We start from the raw sequence: 22,719 nt of genomic DNA, 5'->3' as shown, positions 1-22,719 counted from the left end.
TGCAAAGCGTCCCTATATCCATAAAACCTATCCCTAAATCCTTATAAGAACAAATATTTCAGAATAAATAATACCGCTAAAATGTACATAATAACGCTCATCTTCTTACGTTCTACCTTCTTAGATGCCAGGTGAAGTGCCACGTAAGAGATCATTCCCATTGCGATACCTTCTGAAATACTATAGAAGAATGGCATTGCTGCAATACAGATAAATGCCGGAATTCCTTCTCTCATATCATTGAAATCGATCTTGGTTACATTGGAAAGCATAAAGAATCCTACCATGATCAATGCCGGTGCTGTAGCGAAAGACGGAATTGCAAGAAAGATTGGAGACAGGAACAACGCTAATCCGAACAGTACTGCTGCTACTACCGCTGTGAGTCCCGTACGGCCTCCTTCTGAAACTCCGGTTGCGCTTTCAACATATGTGGTAGTGGTGGACGTTCCAAATACCGCACCTGCCGTTGTAGCTACTGCATCCGCCATCAATGCACCTTTGATATGCGGCAGTTTTCCGTCTTTATCTAACATGTCTGCCTTTGTTGCAAGTCCAATAAGTGCACCCAGGGTATCAAACAAGTCTACGAACAACAAAGCAAACACTACCATGGCAAACTGTCCGATCTGCATACCGGAAAAGCTCATTTTAAAGAATACCGGTGATATATCGGGAATTGATATTCCGCCGCTGAAATCCGGAATTAAAGAAAACAGTCCGATTTCCGCATTGGGAACATATAAGCCGGTGAGCTGGCAAACGATCCCCAAAAGCCAGGTAATCAGCATTCCCCACAGAATATTTCCTTTTACCTTACGTACTACCAGAATTGCTGTTATGATGATACCTATAATCGCTAATAATACTGTAATTCCCACGTCCTGAAAACTCCCCATACCATCATGAAGCCCCTGGAACTTCTTCATGGAAAACAGCGTAACCAGCGTGGAGCTTCCTAATACCAGGTGGCAATTCTGCAATCCGATAAATGCGATGAACAAACCAATTCCCACGCTCACGGCATGTTTTAAAGTCATAGGGATTGCATCAAACAACGCTTCTCTGATTTTAACTGCCGAAAGAAGAATAAAGATAATACCTTCTACAAAGACTGCGGCCAGCGCTACCTGCCAGCTGTATCCCATATCAGCCACAATGGTATAGGCAAAATATGCATTTAATCCCATACCCGGGGCTAATACGAATGGATAATTTGCGAATAACGCCATACACAGTGTTCCTACCAAAGAAGCAAGGGCTGTTGCAGTGAAGACTGCGCCTTTGTCCATACCGGTGCTTGACAAAATATTCGGGTTTACTGCTAAAATATAGGCCATAGCCATAAATGTGGTAATACCTGCGATGATTTCCGTTTTTACATTCGTATGATTTTCTTTTAATTTAAATAGTTTTTCCACGTTTTCTCTTCCATCCTGTCTGTATTTTATGAGTGCCCGTACACTCTGATTACTGCTGAAATTTCATTGATCATTGACATGCTTGCAAATATTTTCAGGGAATCATCAAAATGCCGCCCTTCAATAGAATCTGTAATCACGACAATTTCAGCCAGATCACCTCGTTTTGTCTTTTGAATAATCTTCTCGATACTTACTCCATTGTTGCCGAAAACACTGGCTACACTTGCCAATACACCTGGGTGGTCCTCCACCTGCATACGCAGGAAATAGCGGCTTCTCACATCTTCAATTTTCATAATCGGCAAATTCTTATAGCAGGTACAGCTGATCCTGCCGGTGCACCCAAACCGGATATTCCTGGCAATATCGCATACATCCCCTACTATGGCACTGGCTGTTGGTAATTCCCCGGCTCCTCTGCCATAGAACATGGCATCATCCACTGCATCTCCATGGACGAATACTGCATTAAAGGAATCATTTACCGCCGCCAACGGATGCGTACTTGGAATCAGCATGGGATGTACCCTTGCTTCTATTCCGCCCTCTGTATTCCTGGCAACGCCTAACAGCTTAATGTGGCATCCCATTTCCTTGGCATAGCGGATATCGGTTGCCGTAATCTTCGTAATTCCTTCCGTATACACATCCTGGAAGGTTACCCTGGAATTGAATGCAATAGATGCCATAATTGCCACCTTACGCCCTGCATCCAGACCTTCAACGTCCGCGGTGGGGTCTGCTTCTGCATAGCCCAGTTCCGTAGCCATTGCCAGCGCATCTGCAAATTCCATGCCATCTTCCGTCATTTTCGTTAAGATGAAATTGGTAGTTCCATTCACTATTCCAATGACTTCCGACAGATGATTTCCAGCCAGACACTGCTTCAGCGGCCGTATGATCGGAATTCCACCTGCAACGGCTGCTTCAAACAAGAAATCCTTCTGATGGAGCGCTGCCATATCCAACAGCTCTTTTCCATCAACAGCAACCAGATCCTTGTTGGCTGTTACTACATTTTTCCCTGCCGCAAGGGCCTGCATCATATAAGTTTTGGCGGGTTCCATCCCTCCCATTACTTCAATGACGATTTCAATCTCCCCATCCTGAATGATTTCGTTCCAGTCATTCGTAAGAACTGACGGATCATCCACTTTGGCTGCAGCCTTCTCCAGGTTGCGGACCAGAATTTTCTTAATCACAAGTTCTGCGCCAATCTTGCAGGGCATTTCTTCCTGCTGGCTCTTCAAAACCTTGTAAACTCCGGTACCCACTGTTCCCAGACCAAGCAGGGCAATGTTGATTTTCTTTACCTCGCTCATTTCTTCTCCTTTTTATCCTTTTGTAACAGGACATCACTTACGTTGTATATTATAGCACTAAACGCCGGTGGGCTGCAATTCAAATTTGGGGTTTTCTCCCCATGAGATGCTTTTATGCAGCAATATGCAAATACGCTACTATGGTGATGATTATGCAACAATCTGTGCCACACTTACAATAAAAACTTTTTTGATTATATCAAAGACTGACCAGGCTTTATATGAAAGAAAGTCAAAGCTGGGCCGGAATGGATATACCTTTTATAAAAATATGCATCCGACATAACAGCCGTATACAATCATGTTTTTCACATTAGCGCTTTAAAAACCCTCCGGCAAGATGCCGGAGGGTTTGATTAATTTTATCGATTTAACTATAAATTATTTGTAATTTACAATCTTACCAAAGTCTGGTTTTAAAGCTGCTCCGCCTACAAGGCCGCCATCAATATCTGCCTGAGCAAATAATTCTGCTGCGCTTGCTGCTGATACAGATCCGCCGTACTGAATGCGGATTGCTTCTGCTGTTGCCTGATCATAGATTTCGCCGATGCAGACACGGATTGCAGCGCAAACTTCCTGAGCCTGCTCTGTTGTTGCTACTTTACCTGTTCCGATTGCCCAGATTGGTTCGTAAGCGATTACCGCTGTCTTAGCCTGATCTGCTGTTACATTTAAGAATGCAACTTTGATCTGCTGACGGATGAAGTCGATGGTTACGCCCTGTTCTCTCTGCTCTAATGTTTCGCCACAGCAAACGATTGGTGTAATTCCATGTTCGAAAGCTTTTAATACTTTCTTATTTACTGTTTCGTTTGTTTCTGCGAAGTATTCTCTTCTTTCAGAATGTCCCAGAACTACATATTTAACACCAACATCTGTTAACATTGCAGGTGAGATTTCTCCTGTGTAAGCGCCTTTTTCTTCATAGTACATATTTTCAGCACCAACCTGGATATTGGATCCTTTAGCTGCTTCCATAACCGGGATAATGTCGATTGCAGGTACGCAGAATACTACGTCTACTTCTTCACTTGCTACTAATGGTTTTAATTCATTTACTAATGCAACTGCCTCACTTGGAGTCATGTTCATTTTCCAGTTTCCTGCGATAATTTTCTTTCTTGCCATTTTTCTTATTCTCCTGTTTTCTTCAATCCGGCAGATATGATACTGCCCGGATTTTATAGTTATACTGAATCTTATTTATCGTTTGCAGCTACTACTCCGGGAAGATCTTTTCCTTCCAGGAATTCAAGTGAAGCGCCGCCGCCTGTTGAAATATGAGTCATTTTATCACCAAATCCAAGCTGGTTAACTGCTGCTGCAGAGTCACCGCCGCCGATAATTGTTGTAGCATCGATCTCAGCAAGTGCTTTTGCTACTGCAACTGTTCCGCCTGCGAAGTTGGACATTTCGAAGCATCCCATTGGTCCGTTCCATACTACTGTTTTCGCATCTTTTAATGCATCTGCAAACATCTGAGCGGATTTAGGTCCGATGTCAAGTCCCATTTCATCTGCATCTAAATTTCCTTCTACTGTACGGAATTCAGAGTCATTTGAAAATTCTTTTGCTGCAATATAGTCAACCGGCAGTAATAAGTTTACGCCTTTTGCTTTTGCCTTTTCTACCATTTCTTTGGAGTAATCCAGGTAATCCGGCTCAACTAAAGATTTACCGATTTCCATGCCCTGTGCTTTTGCAAATGTAAAGCACATGCCACCACCGATGATTAAAGTATCTACTTTATCAAGCAGGTTGTTGATTACAGAAATCTTAGAGGAAACTTTGGATCCGCCAAGGATCGCTACGAATGGTCTCTCCGGATTATTTACTGCATTTCCTAAGAAATCAATCTCTTTTTGCATTAAGTATCCTACAACAGCTGTTTTCACATACTGTGTAACCCCTACATTTGAGCAGTGTGCTCTGTGGGCAGTACCAAATGCATCATTTACAAATACATCACAAAGAGAAGCTAATTCTTTGCTGAATGCTTCGCCATTCTTTGTTTCTTCTGCTCTGTAACGTGTATTTTCAAGAAGAATTACATCCCCGTCGTTCATTGCTTCAACAGCTGCTTTTGCATTTGCTCCTACTACTTCAGGATCTGCTGCAAATTTTACTTCCTGTCCTAACAATTCGGATAAACGAACTGCAACTGGAGCTAAAGATAATTCCGGTTTTGCCTCACCCTTAGGTTTTCCAAGATGGGAGCAAAGAATTACCTTTCCGCCGTCAGCAATTAATTTCTTAATTGTAGGAAGAGCTGCAACCAAACGGTTTTCATCTGTAATTCTGCCTTCCTGTAACGGTACGTTGAAATCACAACGAACCAGTACGCGCTGGCCTTTTACATTAATATCATCTACTGATTTTTTATTAAGCATGTGTATCTGCCTCCTGGGTTATTTATTATAATTATGAACTTTATATTATTGCTCCGCAATCATTGGAACACAACTGTGGAGCAGAATACGTATTGTTAAATTGGTTGAATATGATCAAATGCACCAGCAAAACCACAAAAGAGTCCAGTCCTAAGACCGGACCCTTCAGGATCTAACTTGTTATCTCTGTTTTGCTTGAATTATGCTAATTCAGAGAAGTATTTGATTGTACGAACCATCTGGCTTGTGTAGGAGTTTTCATTGTCATACCATGAAACTACCTGAACCTGTGTTGTGCCGTTATCTAATGGCAGTACCATTGTCTGTGTAGCATCAAACAGGGAACCGAATCTGATTCCAATGATATCACTGGATACTAATTCTTCTTCTGTGTAACCAAAAGATTCTGTAGCTGCTGCTTTCATAGCTGCATTGATATCTTCTTTTGTAACTGTTCCTTCTACAACTGCTGTTAAGATAGTAGTAGAACCTGTTGGAACTGGTACACGCTGAGCAGATCCGATTAATTTTCCGTTTAATTCAGGAATAACTAAACCAATAGCTTTTGCTGCGCCTGTGCTGTTAGGAACGATGTTAGCTGCTGCTGCACGAGCTCTTCTTAAATCTCCCTTTGGATGAGGTCCGTCAAGAGTCATCTGATCTCCTGTGTAAGCATGGATAGTAGCCATGATACCAGTTTTGATTTTAGCTAAGTCATTTAAAGCTTTAGCCATAGGAGCTAAGCAGTTTGTTGTACAAGAAGCTGCTGAAATAACAGTATCTTCTGCTTTTAATTCTGTATGGTTTACATTGTAAACGATTGTAGGAAGGTCATTTCCTGCTGGAGCAGAAATAACAACTTTCTTAGCGCCTGCTGCGATATGAGCAGAAGCTTTATCTTTGGATGTAAAGAAGCCTGTACACTCCAGAACAACGTCAACGTCTAATTCGCCCCAAGGAAGATCTTTAGGATCTCTCTGTGCGTAGATTTTGATTTCTTTTCCGTCTACTGTGATGGAATCTTCGCTGCAAGTAACTTTATCAGCTAATGCATATCTACCCTGAGCTGAATCATATTTTAATAAGTGTGCTAACATTTTAGGATTTGTTAAGTCGTTGATTGCAACTACTTCATATCCTTCTGCGCCAAACATCTGTCTGAAAGCAAGACGTCCAATACGTCCAAAACCATTAATTGCTACTTTTACTGCCATGATTTAATTCCTCCTAAGAATAAAATATTATAACCGGGAGCATATTATATGTACCTGGTTAGTTTAGAGTTTCATTAAGATTGTTAAAGAAACATCAACCTATTTGCTATTTTACCTAATTTCCTTCTAAAATTCAAGTGCAATTTCAAAATTTATGCTTCTTTTACAAATTTCTGTATACCTGCACATTAAAAATGGCATATTAGCGGGGAAACATGTCTTTTTGTTATAGATTGCCCCGCAGGAGACAAGCTTCCATACCTCATATACGCCTTATATATTCGTAAGTTCTACAAATTCCGGTTTTCTTTTCCGAAATTCGGTATAACGGGTAAAACCGCATTCTTCTAAAATCTGCCGAAGCTTCTTAAATTCATAAGCCAGGTATTCCGGTGTATGGGCATCTGACCCCAGGGTGATCAATTCTCCGCCCAGTTTCCGGTAAGCACTGATCACATCCACCGATGGGTTCGGCTCTCCAAGTCCATACTTGATCCCGCCGGAATTTACTTCCAGGGCAATCCCTTTTTCAATCAGCAGCCTTAGGATGCCATCCAGAATCTCCCGATACTTTTCATAGGAATAATCCCGGTTTTTATTAGGCCCGTAACGGACTACATAATCCAGGTGCCCGTATGAATCAAAATCAGAAAATGCCCGTATGTTCTTTTCAATAGATTCAAAATACTCCAGATAGCAGGATTCTTCTGTCCTTCCCTCAAAGAAGCTGGGATAATAGGGATCACATCCCCTGACCACATGGGAGGAACCGATAATAAAATCAAAAGGATACTTCTGCACATAGGCTTCGTGTTTTTCTGCAAGATGTGCCTGCAATCCCAATTCTACGCCAAAAAGCAATTCCATTTTATCCTGATATTCTTCTTTTAAGCACCGGTATTCATTGAAATATGCTTCTGTATTTAATTCAAAATCCCCCATTTCCTTTGGGGTGTCATAATCCATATGTTCGGTGAAACACATGGTTTTCAGTCCAATCCGTATGCCTTCTTCGATCATGGAACGCATGGGCGTTTCCGAATCTGCGGAATGCCAGGTATGCAGATGGTAATCTGATTTCATCTCGAATACTCCTTTCAAACACGCTCCGGTACCTCATCGCATAATGATGCACCAGTCCGCTACAGGATGGTACCTCCCCCAAGCACATAGTCGCCGTCATAGAAAACTACAGCCTGTCCGGGTGTTATGGCCCTTTGCGGTTCCGGGAAAGTACAGAGTACTTTATCCTCTTCTACTCTTTTTACGGTACAGGGAGAGCCTTTATGGTTATAACGGATTTTCGCCATTACTTCCATCTCCCCATCCAGATCTTCAATGGACATAAAGTTCAGATGATTAGCATAGAGCGTATGTCCAAATACCTCATCTCCTTCACCGATAACCACCTCATTTGTCTGCGGACGGATTTCCACCACAAAAACAGGATGTCCCATTGCCAGATTTAATCCTTTACGCTGACCGATTGTATAATGGGTAATTCCTTTATGACGTCCGATCACTTCTCCCTTTGTATTTACAAAATTACCCTGGGGTATCCGCTTTCCGGAATATTCTTCGATAAATGATGCATAGTCTTTATCCGGAACAAAACAGATCTCCTGACTGTCCGGTTTATGTGCTACACGAAGATTGATCTTGTCTGCAATTTCGCGGATCTCGTCTTTGGTATATGCCCCTACCGGCATTAGGGTATGGGCAAGCTGATTCTGAGTAAGGTTATATAATGCGTATGTCTGGTCCTTTGCCGCTGTTGCTGATTTCATTAATGTATATCTGCCATTTGGCAGCTGTGTCACTCTGGCATAATGCCCAGTGGCTATATAATCCGCTCCGATGTCCAGGCTTCTTTTTAAAAGAGATTCCCATTTCACATAACGGTTACAGGCGATACAAGGATTGGGGGTCCTTCCCTGCAGATATTCCTTTGCAAAATAGTCCATCACATTTTCTTTGAATTCCGACTTAAAGTTCATTACATAGTATGGAATCTCAAGATCCTGCGCCACTCTTCTGGCATCATCTACTGCACTCAGCCCGCAGCATCCGCCATTTTCTTCCTGCACTTCGTTGTCTTCATCCTGCCATATCTGCATGGTGACACCAATTACATCATATCCCTGCTCTTTTAACAGGTAGGCCGCAACGGAGGAATCAACTCCTCCGGACATTCCTACGACTACTTTTTTCTTTTCCATTAATACTCTTCCTGTTCCTCTTCTTCACCTTCGTGAATATCTGACTTTGGTTTTTCCAATCCATCTATCTGAATGTGGTTCTTTTCAGCATAATCCCACAGTGCAGCATGAATTGCCTCTTCAGCCAGCAGGGAACAATGTACTTTTACAGGCGGAAGTCCGTCTAAGGCTTCCATTACTGCTTTATTTGTAATCTTCAGTGCTTCGTTTATATCTTTGCCTTTTACGAGTTCCGTTGCCATACTGCTGGTAGCAACTGCAGCGCCGCATCCGAAAGTCTTAAATTTTACATCGCGGATAATCTTATTTTCATCGATATCCAGATAAATTCTCATGATATCTCCACATTTTGCATTTCCTACGGTACCTACACCGCTTGCATTTTCTATTTCTCCTACATTCCTTGGATGTTGGAAATGATCCATAACTTTTTCGCTGTACATTCTAAGTTTCCTCCATATTCTCTGTGACCTGTTATCACTTGTTCTATTATTTTTCTCAAATCTATGATTTTTATCTATATTTATTTACGTACTGCCTTTTTCATAAAATCTTCATATAGCGGTGACATGCTGCGCAGCTTTTCAACGATTTTCTTTATGACTTCTACTACAAAGTCAATGTCTTCCATTGTGGTTTCTTCGCTCAATGTTAAACGCAATGAACCATGGGCGATTTCATGCGGAAGCCCGATTGCCAGTAATACATGGGACGGATCCAGAGAACCGGATGTGCAGGCGGAACCGCTGGAACCGCAAATACCTTCCATATCAAGCATGATCAGTAAGGATTCTCCTTCAACAAACTGGAAGCTGAAGTTCACGTTGTTAGGAAGACGCAATGTGTGGTGTCCGTTTAATCTTGTATACGGCACTTCCTTTAGCACCCGTTCAATCAGATGATTCCGCAATTTTATTTCCTGAGCCGTTCTTACTTCCATAGTATCTACAGCACGTTGTACCGCTGCTCCAAGCCCCACAATGCCCGGTACATTCTCTGTACCTGCTCGTCTTTTTCTCTCCTGTGCTCCGCCATGAACGAAAGAGCGGATTTTCACACCTTTACGGATATATAAGAAGCCGATCCCTTTTGGTCCGTTTAACTTATGTCCGCTTGCACTTAACATATCGATATGACATTCATCTACATTGATCGGAAGCTGTCCAAAAGCCTGTACCGCATCTGTATGAAAAAGAATGCCATTTTGACAGGCAATTTCTCCAATTTCCTTAATCGGCTGAATGGTTCCGATTTCATTATTTGCAAACATAACAGAAATGAGGACTGTGGTGGGACGGATTGCTTTCTTTAGCTGTTCCAGTTTCACTACACCATTTTCATCTACATCCAGATAAGTCACTTCAAAACCGTTTTTCTCCAGATACTCAGCCGTATGAAGAATGGCATGATGCTCTATTTTTGTGGTAATGATATGGTTTCCTTTTGACTGATATGCTTCAGCTGCAGCCTTAAGTGCCCAGTTATCTGCTTCTGAGCCTCCTGCGGTAAAATAGATCTCATTGTCATTTGCGCCTAATGCTTTTGCAATAATTTCTCTGCTCTGTGACACGGCTTTTTTGCTGACACCTGCAAATTCATAAATGCTGGATGGATTCCCATAATTCTCCGTAAAATAAGGAAGCATTGCTTCCACTACCTCCGGAGCAGTTTTAGTTGTAGCCGCATTATCCAGATATATTAATTTCTTCATGATAACCATCTCCTTAATTTTCACATGCTTTTGATTTTTGCTGCCCTTTATTTTTTGTTTTTTTACTTTCTTCTACTAACTGATCCAATTTCATTTCGTCCACTGCGTGGCTTATACTTTCATTGATACGCTGCCATACGTATTTGGTGACACATAGATCTGCGCCTTCACATCCGTTTTCTTCTTTCAGTCCCGGACACTCTACGGCATCCAGATTCCCTTCCAAAGCTCTTAAGATGTCACCTACTGATATATCGGATGCGGGTTTTGCCAGCTTGTAGCCGCCCTGAGCTCCGCGGATGCTAAGTACGATTCCTGCTTTTTTAAGCTTTCCTACTAATTGTTCCAAATAGCTCTCCGAAATATTCTGTCTGGCTGCAATACTGCTGATGGACACTGCTTCCTTTTCACTGTACATCGCCAAATCTATCAGCGCACGAAGCCCATATCTGCCTTTTGTAGAAAGCTTCATCTGCTCACCTTCTTAAACTTTATTTCCGCGGGCAACGAGCCAAACGGATGTGCGGGCACATCCACCTGGCGACTGCCGCGAGGAGTGCTGTGCGCCGGTAACGCACGTTTAGCACGGATCGAAGCAGAGCATCGAACAAATCCCCCCGCCAAGCTTGCTGCCGCGGATTTGACTTTAATCCCCAGTAATTTACTCGGATTTCATAGGTAAAATATAACACCACTGCATAGTTCTGTCAAGCACTTATATCGAATATATATTAAAGAAAACTTGTGGGAGACTTCCTATGAACAAAAAGCATATTATCATTAAGGGAGCCATCATTCTGACCCTTGCCGGTTTCGCCAGCCGCATCATCGGCTTCTTCTATAGAATATTCCTTTCTTATACAATCGGTGCGGAAGGAATGGGGATTTACCAGTTAATTTTCCCAATCTATGCTATGAGTTGTTCCCTGACTGCTTCCGGTATCCAGACTGCCATCTCCAAATTCGTATCCGGAAAAATGGCGGTTGGTGATAAAAAAGGTGCCCGGAATATATTCATAACCGGTCTTACTATCTCTCTGGCTCTATCCGCACTTGCCTGCTATGTCCTCTTCTTTTATGCTGATTTTATATCCGTGCATTTCCTGGAAGAGACACGATGTGCCGAACTTTTGCGCCTGCTTGCCTACTCGGTTCCTTTTGCCGCGGTTCACTCCTGTATTAACGGATATTATTATGGACTTCGCCGCACCAATGTACCTGCTATCTCCCAGCTGATTGAATCCCTGGTCCGCATGGGAACTTCATACGTTCTTTACATTATCTTTATTGAAAAAGGAATTGCCATCACACCAGCACTTGCCGTATATGGTATGGTTACGGAAGAAGTGGTTTCATTCCTGTTATGCAGTACGGTTATCGCCGTACACTTTGGAAATGAAAACTACAAGGATTCTCCAACCAGTTCTATGGTAACCAATTTCAAGGAGATGTTATCCTTATCTACACCCCTTACTTTAAACCGCGTACTGCTAAACCTTTTGCAAAGCATGGAAGCACTTTTTATACCCCTTCGCCTGAGAGTATATGGAATGGATGTTTCTACTTCACTGAGTACATATGGCGTCCTGACCGGTATGTCGATACCGCTCATATTATTTCCATCCGCAATTACCGCATCCGCGTCTACTTTACTGCTGCCCACCGTTTCCGAAGCCCAGTCCGCCCAGGACGGTACGCGAATTACCGTAACCATTGAAAATACGATTAAATACAGCCTGATTCTTGGAATTCTGTGCACCGGAGTTTTCCTTGCACTGGGCAATGAAATGGGTGAGGTATTGTTTCACAGTGATCTGGCTGGTCCTTTTATCCTAACGCTTTCCTGGATCTGTCCGTTTCTTTATCTGACCACTACCCTGACCAGTGTTTTAAATGGACTTGGCAAAACGACTACTACTTTTATTCAAAGCACCATCGGTCTTTTGCTCAGAATTGGCTTTGTATGGTTCGCTGTCCCCCTGTTTGGAATCTCCGGGTATCTCTGGGGCTTACTGGCAAGTGAACTGGTTATAGCATTTATGGCTCTGCGTTCCCTGAAAAAGGAATATGACTATTCCTTCCATGTGCAGGCATCCATCGTTCTTCCTGTGCTGGCACTGGTGCTCAGCATCGGCATTATTCTTTTCGCAAGACAGTCGGTACATTCACTGGGATTTGTTCCCCCTCCGCTGATCGAGCTGTTTTCATTAGCAATCCTCTTAACATTGTCTTACGTACTACTGCTTTTCGTTTTTCGCGTAATAAAGCTGCCGGCCAAATGACCGACAGCTTTTTAATATCTGTATCTTATTTCTTTTTATTTTTTATCCAGTTGCCGTTCACATCCACATAGCGCTCACCAATCCATTTATCTTTAGCCAGCGTACCATCCTTTTGCAGATATTTATTACCAACCCATCTTTTCTTCACCATTTTACCATTGCTGCCCACATAATGGTCATCGATCCACATGCTGCGGTATTTTCTGCCGTCATAACCCACATAATATGTATTTTTTACCCATGCATTGCGGACCAGCTCTCCGTCCTTATCCACATATCTCCCGCTTATCCATTTGTCTGTATCCAGACGTCCTTTGCTGTTCATATGGAAGATCCCATTCAGCCAGGTGTTCTTTGCCATAATGCCGTTGGTATAAAAATAATACCAATACCCATTTGTCACACTTCCGTTCTTGCCAATCCAGAGCCATTCTCTTTTTGCATATTTACCATTTGGTTTTTTATACTTGGTTCCTTTTGCCGTCTGTACAAATCCGGGCTTGCTTTTCTTATCATATCCCTGAATCCATGCACCGTCTTTTCCCACATACCGGCCGCCAATCCACTTATTGACTGCCATCTTACCGTTTCGTCCCAGGAAATATGATCCATACCAGCTATTTCTCGTCATAATGCCATTGTCGGTGAAGTGATAATAACTTTTTCCTATTTTCACCCAGCCGGTCTGCATATAGCCTTTTTTATTGAAGTAATACGTATTGTTATCCACGGTCTGAAAACCCTTCAGATATTGATCCGTTCCATCCATGTAATAACGATATCCGCCTTCTGTCTGCCGGAAACCTGCCAGAGAGGTAACAGACAGCATCCCAAACATACATATTGCTGTTAATGTCAAGATCAACAGTTTCCACTTTTTATTCATTCTTTTCTCCATTTCCGGTCACTCCCTTAAATGTTTTCCTGCCTTTTTGCATACCATATTGAATAGGTATATTATGTCATACTTTCTTTATCATGACAAGATTTTTGCACGGCTGGTTTGCTAATTAAGTAAAATTTAAGATATACTTGCAAATAGAATATCGGATAGAATAACAGACACTATTTTTTCCATCACGCTTTTCTATTTCATGATATAATTTATCTGACAAAAGACAGGGAGGTAACATTTTGAAACTGATATTTTCTATGATCAAAAAACATTTACTGCTTTTTTGCTGTGCAATCTTCTTCTTAACAATAGAAGCGCTCTGCGATCTGCTTCAGCCGGCTTTTATGTCCCGCATCGTAGATGAAGGTGTTAAATACCAGGATACATCCGTGGTTCTATATTACGGAATGGTGATGCTTGGCGTGGCACTCCTTGGCGCCTTAGGTGCCGTTATGCGGAATATCCTTGCAAGCCGAACCTCGCAGCAGATCGGAAAAGAACTGCGTTCTGTTCTATTTCAAAAAATCCAGACGTTTTCTTATGCAAATATTGATAAGCTTAACCCGGCTTCCCTCATAACACGGCTGACCAATGACGTGACACAGATTCAGAACTTCATTAACGGAAGTATGCGGATATTGGTAAAGGCCCCCATTACCTGCATTGGTGCCATTTTTTTAATCGTGACCCGGACACCTAAACAGATTCCTATGATCATTCTGATTCTGATACTCTGCTCCATCTGGATCCTTGGAAATATGCTCCTGGGCTATCCCAGATTTGCACGCCTGCAAAAAAAGCTGGACCGGCTAAATAATGTCAGCAGAGAATTTTTAACCTCCATCCGGGTTGTAAAAGCCTTTGGGCGGGAGCGCTTTGAAACAGACAAATTTGCTAATGCCGCCGATGAACTGGCTGCTTCCGGCACTTCAGCCATGCGTGTAACTTCCGTCTTCGGCCCTTTGATCAATCTAACTGTCAACACCGGAATTGTGGTATTACTATGGCTTGGAGGCAATGGGGAACAAACAGACGTTGGTAAATTAATGGCTTCCGTTAATTATATGACTCAGGTACTTTTTTCTCTCAGTATGGTCTCCAATATTTTAAACAGCATGGTTCGGGCCACCGCCTCAGCAAAACGTGTCCAGCAGGTATTAGATGAGGTACCGGCTATGTCCGAACCTAAAAATCCAAAAGAAGCCAATCTGACCGGAGAAGTACAATTTGAGGATGTATCTTTTTCCTATCCCGGTTCCAAACGAATGGCACTGCAGAACATCAGTTTTAGCGCCATCTCCGGATCTGCCATAGGGATCATCGGTTCCACCGGTTCCGGAAAATCCACCTTGGTTAATATGATACCGAGATTTTATGATGTATCCGCAGGTGCTGTCTTTGTAGGCGGTCAAGATGTCTGTACCGTAGAAACCGGACGCCTGCGCAGCCACATTGGCATTGTGCCTCAGAAATCATTTTTGTTTTCCGGCAGTATCATTGACAATCTCCGCTGGGGTGATTCAAAAGCTGCGGATGATTCCATTTATAAAGCTGCCAAGGCAGCCTGTGCCCACAGTTTTATTGAATCCTTTCCGGATGGATACGATACTATTCTCGGTCAGGGCGGCGTCAATCTCTCCGGGGGACAGAAACAGAGGCTGTCCATTGCAAGAGCTCTGATCCGTCAGCCCGGGATTCTGATTCTGGACGACTGCACAAGTGCATTAGATGCATCTACCGAGGCTGCCGTGATGCACAATATCCGATCTCATTCCCAGGGCACTACCGTCTTTTTAATCAGCCAGCGAATCTCTTCCGTTATGCGGTCCGATCTGATCCTCTGCATGGAAGACGGTGTTCTTTGCGGGCAGGGAAACCATGAAGAGCTTTTAAACAAATGCACCGTATACCAGGAAATATACCGTTCACAGATAGGAGATGATGAAATTGCCAGAGCTTAAATCAAATGGAATGCCGCCCTCTAAAGCATCTCTGAGGCATCAAAGAGGGCTGCCTGTAGTTAAGCCCAGAAACTTAGGCGGCACATTACTACGGCTGTGGAATCTTACGAAAGGCCGCCGCCAGGGCTTGTTAACCGTCTTTTTACTATCCGGTTTTGCGTCTCTTTCTGCAATGCTGACCCCTTTTCTGATTGGGCGCATTATTGATCATATTGATGCTTTAACTCCGGTACCATTTCTGTTAGCAGCATTATTTATTGTGTATCTTGCTGATTGGGCAATCCGCTTTTTGCAGTCCTTTCTAATGGCATCCGTATCCCAGAAAATGATCTGTTTTATCCGAAAAACATTATTTTCTAAAATGAAAGACCTGCCCCTTTCTTATTTTGACAAAAGCCAGCATGGCGATTTGATGAGCAGACTTACAAATGATATAGACAATATCAGCACTACTATTTCAGATTCCTTAACTCAGCTTATGATGCTCGCCTTTACTTTAACGGGCATTCTCTGCATTATGCTTTGGTTAAACCTCTGGCTTACCATAACCGCGCTGATTACCGTTCCATTTGTCTTTCTGCTTACAAAAACAATTACAAAACATACACGGAAATTATACCGGGAACAGCAAAATGTACTTGGCTCTCTAAACGGGCATATTGAAGAAAGCATAGCAGGACTGTCTCTGGTAAAAGCTTTCGGACGTGAAACGCAGGTTACCGATGAATTTGAAAGTTACAATGAATCCCTGTGCAAGGTTGGAACAAAAGCTCTGATCTGGTCCGGTTATCTAATGCCCATCATGAATGTTATTAACAACTTAGGTTTTATCTGTATCTCTGTTGTCAGCGGTATTATGGCATCCCGCGGTCTCATTACCGTAGGTGTAATATCCAGTTTTCTGCTGTATTCCAGACAGTTTACCAGGCCCCTCATTGAGGTATCCAACATATTCAACGTGTTTCAGACGGCTGTGGCAGGGGCAGAGCGAATTTTTGATATTTTTGATGAAACACCTGAACCGGCAGACAAACCGGATGCTTTGCCTGTTGAACATCCAACGGGGGAAGTTGTGTTTGACCATGTCTGGTTTGGATATAACCCTGATATCCCTATCTTAAAGGATTTAAGCTTCACAGTTCCTTCCGGTACCCGCATTGCGATTGTAGGACCCACCGGGGCCGGAAAAACCACAATCATCAGTCTTCTGGCACGATTTTACGATGTGACTGGCGGGCGCATCCTGTTGGATGGCAATGACCTGCGGGATTACGAAACAGCTGGTCTTAGAAACAGTTTCGGCATCGTATTGCAGGACACGGCACTATTTTATCTAAGCATTCGGGAAAATATCCGATATGGGCGGGAAGATGCCACGGATGAGGAAGTGATTTCCGCCTCGAAAGCCGCAGGAGCACATAGTTTCATCAGCCGCCTGCCAAACGGATATGATACACTAGTGGGAGAAGAGGTTGGCAGTTTCAGCCAGGGCGAACGCCAGCTTATTACCATAGCCAGAGCAATCCTTGCAGATGCTCCGATCCTTATTCTGGACGAGGCAACCAGCTCCGTAGACACCCGAACAGAACAGAAGATCCGAAAAGCCGTATTGAATCTGACACAAAACCGTACTTCTTTTATAATCGCCCACCGATTATCAACGATTCGGGATTCAGATGTTATACTCTTATTAAAAGATGGAGAAATTGCTGAAATGGGAAACCATACAGAACTGCTTACCCGAAGAGGTCTATATTATGATATGTATCAAACACAGATGGGATTATAATATCCCATCTGCACTACCAATGTGTTTTCCTTCCAGGAGATACCGCTTCACATTTTTTTGCAGAGAAGTATTTTCAGGTAATTTTTCAAATGGAATATCCTTACTTTTAAAAATCCAGATCAAATACTCCTGGTTATCCGGATATACCTCTGTGATTTTAAACTGATTCTGAAACTGAATAATTTTTGATTGCACCGGAAGCACCTCTTTCAATTCAGGAGAAAGGAGCCAGGAGCTGCAGCAGATATTTCTGTATTGAAACTCCGGAAAATAATGTAAAAAAAACCGCTTTGCCATTTCGTAAGATTCATCACACTTTTCTCTGGATAGATCAGCGTCTGAGGGTATGTGTATATCCAGTACCCCGCCATTATCAATCACTTTCATTTCGAATTCAAGAGTTCCAAGCCGAAACAACAGACAGGATAACTGTCTGGGTACCCAAAAATCGCGGTCAAAACCATAGTCACCATAGCTTTCCCTGTATTCATTGACAAATCTCGTAAAACATTTCATCGTATCTAAGAAAACAGACTCCTCAATCCCCATCCTGTCATAAGTCATCTTCGTTTTTAATGCTGCATAAAGCATCACGGTAAGAATTTTAAATCCCTCTTTATCTTCCCCCAGCCGGGTACGCAGTATATTCAGCCCGGTATCCCAGTTTCCGGAATCCATAAGCAGGTTCACTGCGTCTAACTGATCCAACTCTAAACTTTGTTCCAGTAATATTACATTGCTGATTACTGCTTCGGGTAATTCTATTTTTTCACATAAATCTTTTAAACTCATACTCATTATCTTATACCTTTCTATTCTGCTCATTGATAACTTCATTTGCATCCGGAAATGCAGTCGGCAAAGTGACCAGGAACATCCATTAGGCCTCCTGTTCTGATGACTATATAAAAAACTATCTGTATTATAACTATATTATTCAAGGCAGACAAGAACTAATGTTTATTTAAGTTAACTTTATTTCATAATTGGATAATTTCGCTTCGACTGAAGTAAGATGTACAGCCTGGTTTACAGTATCCGGAGGAAAAACTTTGAAACAGCGCAGAAAAACCCGGACATGCCGGCTGCATATCAATCCACAGCCGACAATCCGGGTCTTTCTTTCTCATTCTATTTGGCCAATATATTCAGCCGAGGCTCATTAATTAACCCTGAGTCAGAATAGAACGTACATGAGAGATTTCTTCTGCCGTTGCTTTTGCAGCCGGCACATAATAAGCTTTTGCTCTTGCGATCTGGTAAATTTCTTCCTGAGACATTTCACACTGATTACGGATCTGTTTTAAAGTCTGTTTCAGCTGTGGATTTTCAGACTGGGTAATCATCTCAGCATAACGTGTTAATTCACCGTTAATACCTACAAGCGTGTCAGATACCATTGTTTTTTCATCCATGTTTTTTTCCTCCTGTTGATTACTGTAAGAATCCCATTAACTGCTGCTTTGTTTCCATTGCAGACTGAGCTGACTTCTGGAAAAACTGTTTTACACCCGGGTCTTGAGCCTGAGATGCGTATGCAGTCATTTTACAGTGCGTAGTAGCACAACCACCGATGAGATGACGCAGGTTCTGTAAATCTAATTCTGATATTTCTGCCATAAAAAATTCCTCCTTTTTGACATATCTATTTTACTTTACTAGTATGTCTAAAAAGGAGGAAAACTATTCTTATAAGCGGTTATAAAGCTCTGCATATTTCTGGGCAGATGTATCCCAGGAGAAATCTGCTGCCATGCCTCTGTCGATCAACTTATTCCATTCACGTTTTTTCTCATTGAATACGTAATATGCATATTTAATCGTATTAAACATTTCATGGGCATTGTAATTTGCAAAGCTAAATCCGGTTCCTGTACTTTCATATTCATTATATGGCCAAACGGTATCCTTTAAACCTCCTGTTTCCCTTACAATCGGTACGGTACCGTAACGAAGGCTCATTAACTGGCTGAGTCCGCATGGTTCGAATAAAGATGGCATCAGGAACGCATCACTGGAAGCATAAATCTTGTGGGACATCGCTTCGGAATAATAGATACAAGCCGCTACCTTTCCCTGATATTTCCATGCGAAATGCCGGAACATATTCTCATATTTCTCTTCACCAGTACCTAATATAACGAACTGCCAATCCTGCTGCTGGCACATTTCATCCATTATATAGGCGATCAAATCAAACCCTTTTTGATCTGTCAGCCTGGATACAACACCTATCAAGAACTTCTTATCATTTTGTTCCAAGCCTAATTCCTGCTGCAGAGCGCGTTTATTCTTAATCTTTTCTTTTCGGAAATTTTTCGCATTATAATTCTTAACTATATACTGATCTGTCTCCGGATTATATTCTTCATAATCAATACCGTTGACAATCCCTGACAAGCAGTTAGCTCTGGCTCTCATAAGCCCGTCTAAATGCTCGCCATAAAATGGTGTTTTAATTTCTTCCGCATAAGTATCGCTGACTGTTGTTACTGCATCGGCATATACGATGCCGCCTTTTAAATAATTTGCATCCCCGAAAGCTTCTAATTTGTCCGGAGCAAAATAGTATGCAGGCAGTCCTGTCATATCTTTTACAGTCTTCATATCCCAGACTCCCTGGAATTTCAGATTATGTATGGTCATAATAGATTTCATGCTGCTGAAGAATTCTCCTTCATGGAACCGATCCTTCAGATAAACCGGTATCAACCCTGTCTGCCAGTCGTGGCAGTGTACAATATCAGGCCTGAATCCAATTACCGGTAACGCAGAGAGCGCAGCCTTGGAAAAAAAAGCAAATTTCTCAATATCTTCATAAATATTCCCATAGGGCTTAGGTCCTGAAAGGTAATATTCATTATCAATAAAATAGAACTGAATTCCCTCATATTTCATTTCCAGTATTCCCACATATTGAGAACGCCATGCTAAATCCATGTAAAAATGACTCACATAATTCATCTGGCTCTTGTACTCTTCTTTCATGCACATATATTTGGGCAAAATTACACGCACATCAAATTCTTCTTTGTTAAAACATTTTGGAAGTGATCCTACTACGTCCGCAAGACCTCCCGTTTTAATAAAAGGGACACACTCAGATGCGACAAATAATACTTTCTTCATACCATACCCTCCCTAATGTAGATTTAGTCTTATAATCATACATTATACCTCATTTTAGGCGTTATGAAAAGCATTATCTGTTTTTATATTCCAATCTGATCTTATCTGCAATCAGGGCAATAAACTCTGAGTTCGTTGGTTTACCCTTTCCATTGCTTACCGTATAGCCAAAAAGTTCGTCGATTGTGTCCATCTTACCACGGCTCCAGGCTACTTCAATCGCATGGCGAATCGCTCTTTCTACACGGCTCGGTGTCGTCTGATGCTTTTTCGCGATTGTTGGATATAAAATTTTCGTAATTGAGTTCAGCATTTCCATATCATTTACCGACATGATGATGGAATCTCTTAAATACTGATATCCTTTAATGTGTGCCGGAACGCCAATCTCATGAATAATATTTGTTACATCCGTCTCCAGATTGCGTTCCATATATTCATTCTTGCTTTCATACGCATTTACTTTTCGCACTTCGGCAAAGTTTCTTTCTCTATTTCTTCTTACGTGCTTAATTCTGTTGATTACCATATCGTTGTCGAATGGTTTTAAAATATAATAATCCGCCCCAAGATCAAATGCATCTTCTGTAATCTTTTCCTGTCCAATTGCTGTAATGACAATAAATGCCGGATGTTTCTTAACCGTCTTATCTTTATTGATCCGGTCCATGACGGTTAAACCGTCAACCTTCGGCATAATAATATCTAATAGTACTACATCCGGTTCTTTTTGTTTAATAATGTCTACAAGCTCTTCACCATTCGCCGCCTTCCCCACAACGTTAAGTTCGTCATCGCTGCCAACAATATTATCCAGTAACTGGACGACTCTTTCATTATCGTCAGCGATCGCTATATTTAATTTTTCCACAAATCTCTCCTCCAATTTTACTTTTTTGTCATTGTACGCTAAATTTAATGTTTGCCCATACCATAAATTGTCACGAACAAAAACTAATTGTATTATATAACATTTGAACCTATTATCAAGAAAAACTTGTCATCAAGAATCGACAAAAATCATGTTTTCCGCAAATATACCGAATCCGCTTGTCGAATCCTGGATGAAAACATGGGTTACTGCGCCGATTAATTTTCCGTTCTGAATGATGGGACTTCCGCTCATTCCCTGGACAATTCCGCCTGTTTTCTGCAGTAATTCCTCATCTGTCACTTTAATCACCATGCTTTTATTTACATCGCTGCTATTTAATAAAACTTTTTCGATTTCTATGTCGTATTCTTTTACAGTACCATCTACGGTACAGCGTATCGTTGCAGGGCCTGTTTCGATCTCCTGTTTAAGGCCAACCTCTATTGGTGTCCCTTTCAGCTGGGATTTAAAAGATTCTGTCACTTTACCAAATATGCCTGCCTCAGTATTTGCCGTAATACTGCCCATGACTTCGTTTTCGTCATAGCGGATTACTCCTGCCAGTTCACCCGGTGTGCCTTTTTCACCCTTTACTACAGAAATAATGTCTGAAGGATATAATTTTCCTTCCTGAAGTGATAACAGCGTACTGGTATCCACGTCACTGATTCCATGTCCCAGAGCTCCATAATTTCCATTTTCATCCACATACGTAAGGGTTCCGATACCCTGAGTGTCATCACGAACCCAGATGCCGGTCTTGTATTCAGACGTTCCGGTCATAACCGGTTTTACCTTTAAATCCGTGATTTCCCCTTTTCTCTGAACTTCCAGCGTTATATCCGATCCGCCTGATTCATTTATACGGGAAATTAATTCTTTTTTATCGGATATTGGATTTCCATTTACCCCCAATATATAATCTCCGGACTGAACAACGGAAGCCGCAGGTTCATAATCTACCCCATCCATTCCATTTACTGCTCCTGTTCCTACCACCAGAATTCCTCTTGTTTTCATATAGATTCCCACCGGGCTGCCGCAAGGGATTACCTTACTGCGTTCCACCACATCTACCTGGATGTTCTTTACCGGAATAACTCCAAACAATTTACATTCAATAGTATACGGTTCCTGAGAACTCATCTTCAGGTTATCCTGCGGAATGTTAGAACCGTTCTGACTGGCGGCCTGTGCTACGTTTTCCTCAATAAACGTATCAAATGGATATCTTAAAATCTGAGTTTTCCTGTCGCACGATACCACCTGTAAGCGATCCGGTATGCTGCGGTCTATTAAAAATGCCCCTGCCACGCTGACAAAAAGAACAATTGTTAAAACCGAAATAATGATCTTCCTGCAACGCTTTCTATTCTTTGCCACATGCTCACATCCTTTCATCATCATTCAATTATTTCGCATTCTCATGCCTGACCCCGGAATTAACACAAGCTCTCTTGTACTATTCCCAAATCAGTAGTGTATTATCTTTTACACTTTCTAATC

General features: G+C 42.0%; 20 protein-coding genes. 3 read left to right on the top strand and 17 right to left on the bottom strand.

Features of this window, described 5'->3' with window-relative positions:
• Positions 1-41: 41 nt before the first annotated feature.
• From CD03_RS0112040 to CD03_RS0111990, 10 genes are all read right to left on the bottom strand, one after another.
• The gene (locus CD03_RS0112040) at positions 42-1,421 is read right to left on the bottom strand and encodes an NCS2 family permease (protein WP_044289324.1); all 1,380 of its coding nucleotides are present in this window, start codon (positions 1,419-1,421) and stop codon (positions 42-44) included.
• Positions 1,422-1,447: 26 nt separating this feature from the next.
• On the bottom strand, positions 1,448-2,746 hold the full coding sequence (locus CD03_RS0112035) for a homoserine dehydrogenase (protein WP_027293854.1): 1,299 nt from the start codon (positions 2,744-2,746) through the stop codon (positions 1,448-1,450).
• A gap of 381 nt (positions 2,747-3,127) precedes the next feature.
• Entirely contained in the window at positions 3,128-3,877 is a 750-nt protein-coding gene (gene tpiA / locus CD03_RS0112025) for a triose-phosphate isomerase (RefSeq protein WP_027293852.1), read from the bottom strand.
• Positions 3,878-3,948: 71 nt separating this feature from the next.
• Entirely contained in the window at positions 3,949-5,139 is a 1,191-nt protein-coding gene (locus CD03_RS0112020) for a phosphoglycerate kinase (protein ID WP_027293851.1), read from the bottom strand.
• A gap of 200 nt (positions 5,140-5,339) precedes the next feature.
• Positions 5,340-6,353, bottom strand: a complete 1,014-nt coding sequence (gene gap / locus CD03_RS0112015; protein ID WP_027293850.1) for a type I glyceraldehyde-3-phosphate dehydrogenase — start codon at positions 6,351-6,353, stop codon at positions 5,340-5,342.
• 273 nt (positions 6,354-6,626) lie between these two features.
• Complete coding sequence (locus CD03_RS0112010; RefSeq protein ID WP_027293849.1) at positions 6,627-7,436, bottom strand: histidinol-phosphatase HisJ family protein; 810 nt, start codon at positions 7,434-7,436, stop codon at positions 6,627-6,629.
• Between the two features lie 59 nt (positions 7,437-7,495).
• Positions 7,496-8,572, bottom strand: coding sequence for a tRNA 2-thiouridine(34) synthase MnmA (gene mnmA / locus CD03_RS0112005; protein WP_027293848.1), 1,077 nt, complete (start codon positions 8,570-8,572; stop codon positions 7,496-7,498).
• A complete protein-coding gene (gene nifU / locus CD03_RS0112000) occupies positions 8,572-9,015 on the bottom strand; it encodes a Fe-S cluster assembly scaffold protein NifU (RefSeq protein ID WP_027293847.1) in 444 nt (147 codons plus the stop codon). The genes mnmA and nifU overlap by 1 nt, the downstream gene beginning before the upstream one ends.
• Positions 9,016-9,095: 80 nt before the next feature.
• Entirely contained in the window at positions 9,096-10,283 is a 1,188-nt protein-coding gene (gene nifS, locus CD03_RS0111995; RefSeq protein ID WP_027293846.1) for a cysteine desulfurase NifS, read from the bottom strand.
• Positions 10,284-10,296: 13 nt separating this feature from the next.
• Positions 10,297-10,755, bottom strand: coding sequence for an RrF2 family transcriptional regulator (locus CD03_RS0111990; protein ID WP_027293845.1), 459 nt, complete (start codon positions 10,753-10,755; stop codon positions 10,297-10,299).
• A gap of 286 nt (positions 10,756-11,041) precedes the next feature.
• Between CD03_RS0111990 and CD03_RS0111985 the strand changes: the two genes are divergently transcribed.
• Positions 11,042-12,565 carry a putative polysaccharide biosynthesis protein gene (locus tag CD03_RS0111985; protein ID WP_027293844.1) on the top strand — a complete coding sequence of 508 codons (1,524 nt, stop codon included), beginning with the start codon at positions 11,042-11,044 and terminating at the stop codon, positions 12,563-12,565.
• Positions 12,566-12,590: 25 nt separating this feature from the next.
• Here CD03_RS0111985 and CD03_RS36000 read toward each other — a convergent pair whose 3' ends face one another.
• Positions 12,591-13,463, bottom strand: coding sequence for a hypothetical protein (locus CD03_RS36000; protein ID WP_027293843.1), 873 nt, complete (start codon positions 13,461-13,463; stop codon positions 12,591-12,593).
• 236 nt (positions 13,464-13,699) lie between these two features.
• Here CD03_RS36000 and CD03_RS0111975 point away from each other — a divergent pair, with 236 nt between their 5' ends.
• Entirely contained in the window at positions 13,700-15,421 is a 1,722-nt protein-coding gene (locus CD03_RS0111975; protein WP_027293842.1) for an ABC transporter ATP-binding protein, read from the top strand.
• A complete protein-coding gene (locus CD03_RS0111970; RefSeq protein WP_242849086.1) occupies positions 15,399-17,210 on the top strand; it encodes an ABC transporter ATP-binding protein in 1,812 nt (603 codons plus the stop codon). The genes CD03_RS0111975 and CD03_RS0111970 overlap by 23 nt, the downstream gene beginning before the upstream one ends.
• Here the strand turns inward: CD03_RS0111970 and CD03_RS0111965 are convergent.
• The 6 genes from CD03_RS0111965 to spoIVB all read right to left on the bottom strand — a co-directional run bounded on the left by CD03_RS0111965 (position 17,205) and on the right by spoIVB (position 22,596).
• Positions 17,205-18,035 carry an acyltransferase domain-containing protein gene (locus CD03_RS0111965; protein ID WP_052377774.1) on the bottom strand — a complete coding sequence of 277 codons (831 nt, stop codon included), beginning with the start codon at positions 18,033-18,035 and terminating at the stop codon, positions 17,205-17,207. The genes CD03_RS0111970 and CD03_RS0111965 overlap by 6 nt on opposite strands.
• Positions 18,036-18,376: 341 nt before the next feature.
• On the bottom strand, positions 18,377-18,625 hold the full coding sequence (locus CD03_RS0111960; RefSeq protein WP_027293839.1) for a spore coat protein: 249 nt from the start codon (positions 18,623-18,625) through the stop codon (positions 18,377-18,379).
• A gap of 19 nt (positions 18,626-18,644) precedes the next feature.
• The gene (locus CD03_RS0111955; RefSeq protein WP_027293838.1) at positions 18,645-18,830 is read right to left on the bottom strand and encodes a hypothetical protein; all 186 of its coding nucleotides are present in this window, start codon (positions 18,828-18,830) and stop codon (positions 18,645-18,647) included.
• A 69-nt stretch (positions 18,831-18,899) separates the two neighbouring features.
• Entirely contained in the window at positions 18,900-20,339 is a 1,440-nt protein-coding gene (gene glgA / locus CD03_RS0111950; RefSeq protein WP_027293837.1) for a glycogen synthase GlgA, read from the bottom strand.
• A gap of 73 nt (positions 20,340-20,412) precedes the next feature.
• Complete coding sequence (gene spo0A, locus CD03_RS0111945) at positions 20,413-21,210, bottom strand: sporulation transcription factor Spo0A (RefSeq protein WP_027293836.1); 798 nt, start codon at positions 21,208-21,210, stop codon at positions 20,413-20,415.
• A gap of 132 nt (positions 21,211-21,342) precedes the next feature.
• Positions 21,343-22,596: a SpoIVB peptidase gene (spoIVB, locus tag CD03_RS0111940; protein WP_242849085.1), complete on the bottom strand. Its 1,254-nt coding sequence runs from the start codon at positions 22,594-22,596 to the stop codon at positions 21,343-21,345.
• Positions 22,597-22,719: the final 123 nt, after the last annotated feature.

Origin of the sequence: Robinsoniella sp. KNHs210, from assembly GCF_000686105.1 — a bacterium.
In the GTDB taxonomy this organism is placed as follows: Bacteria; Bacillota; Clostridia; order Lachnospirales; family Lachnospiraceae; genus Robinsoniella; species Robinsoniella peoriensis.
The sequence above is the reverse complement of the archived record's forward strand: the minus strand, read 5'-3'. Positions and strand labels throughout refer to the sequence as shown.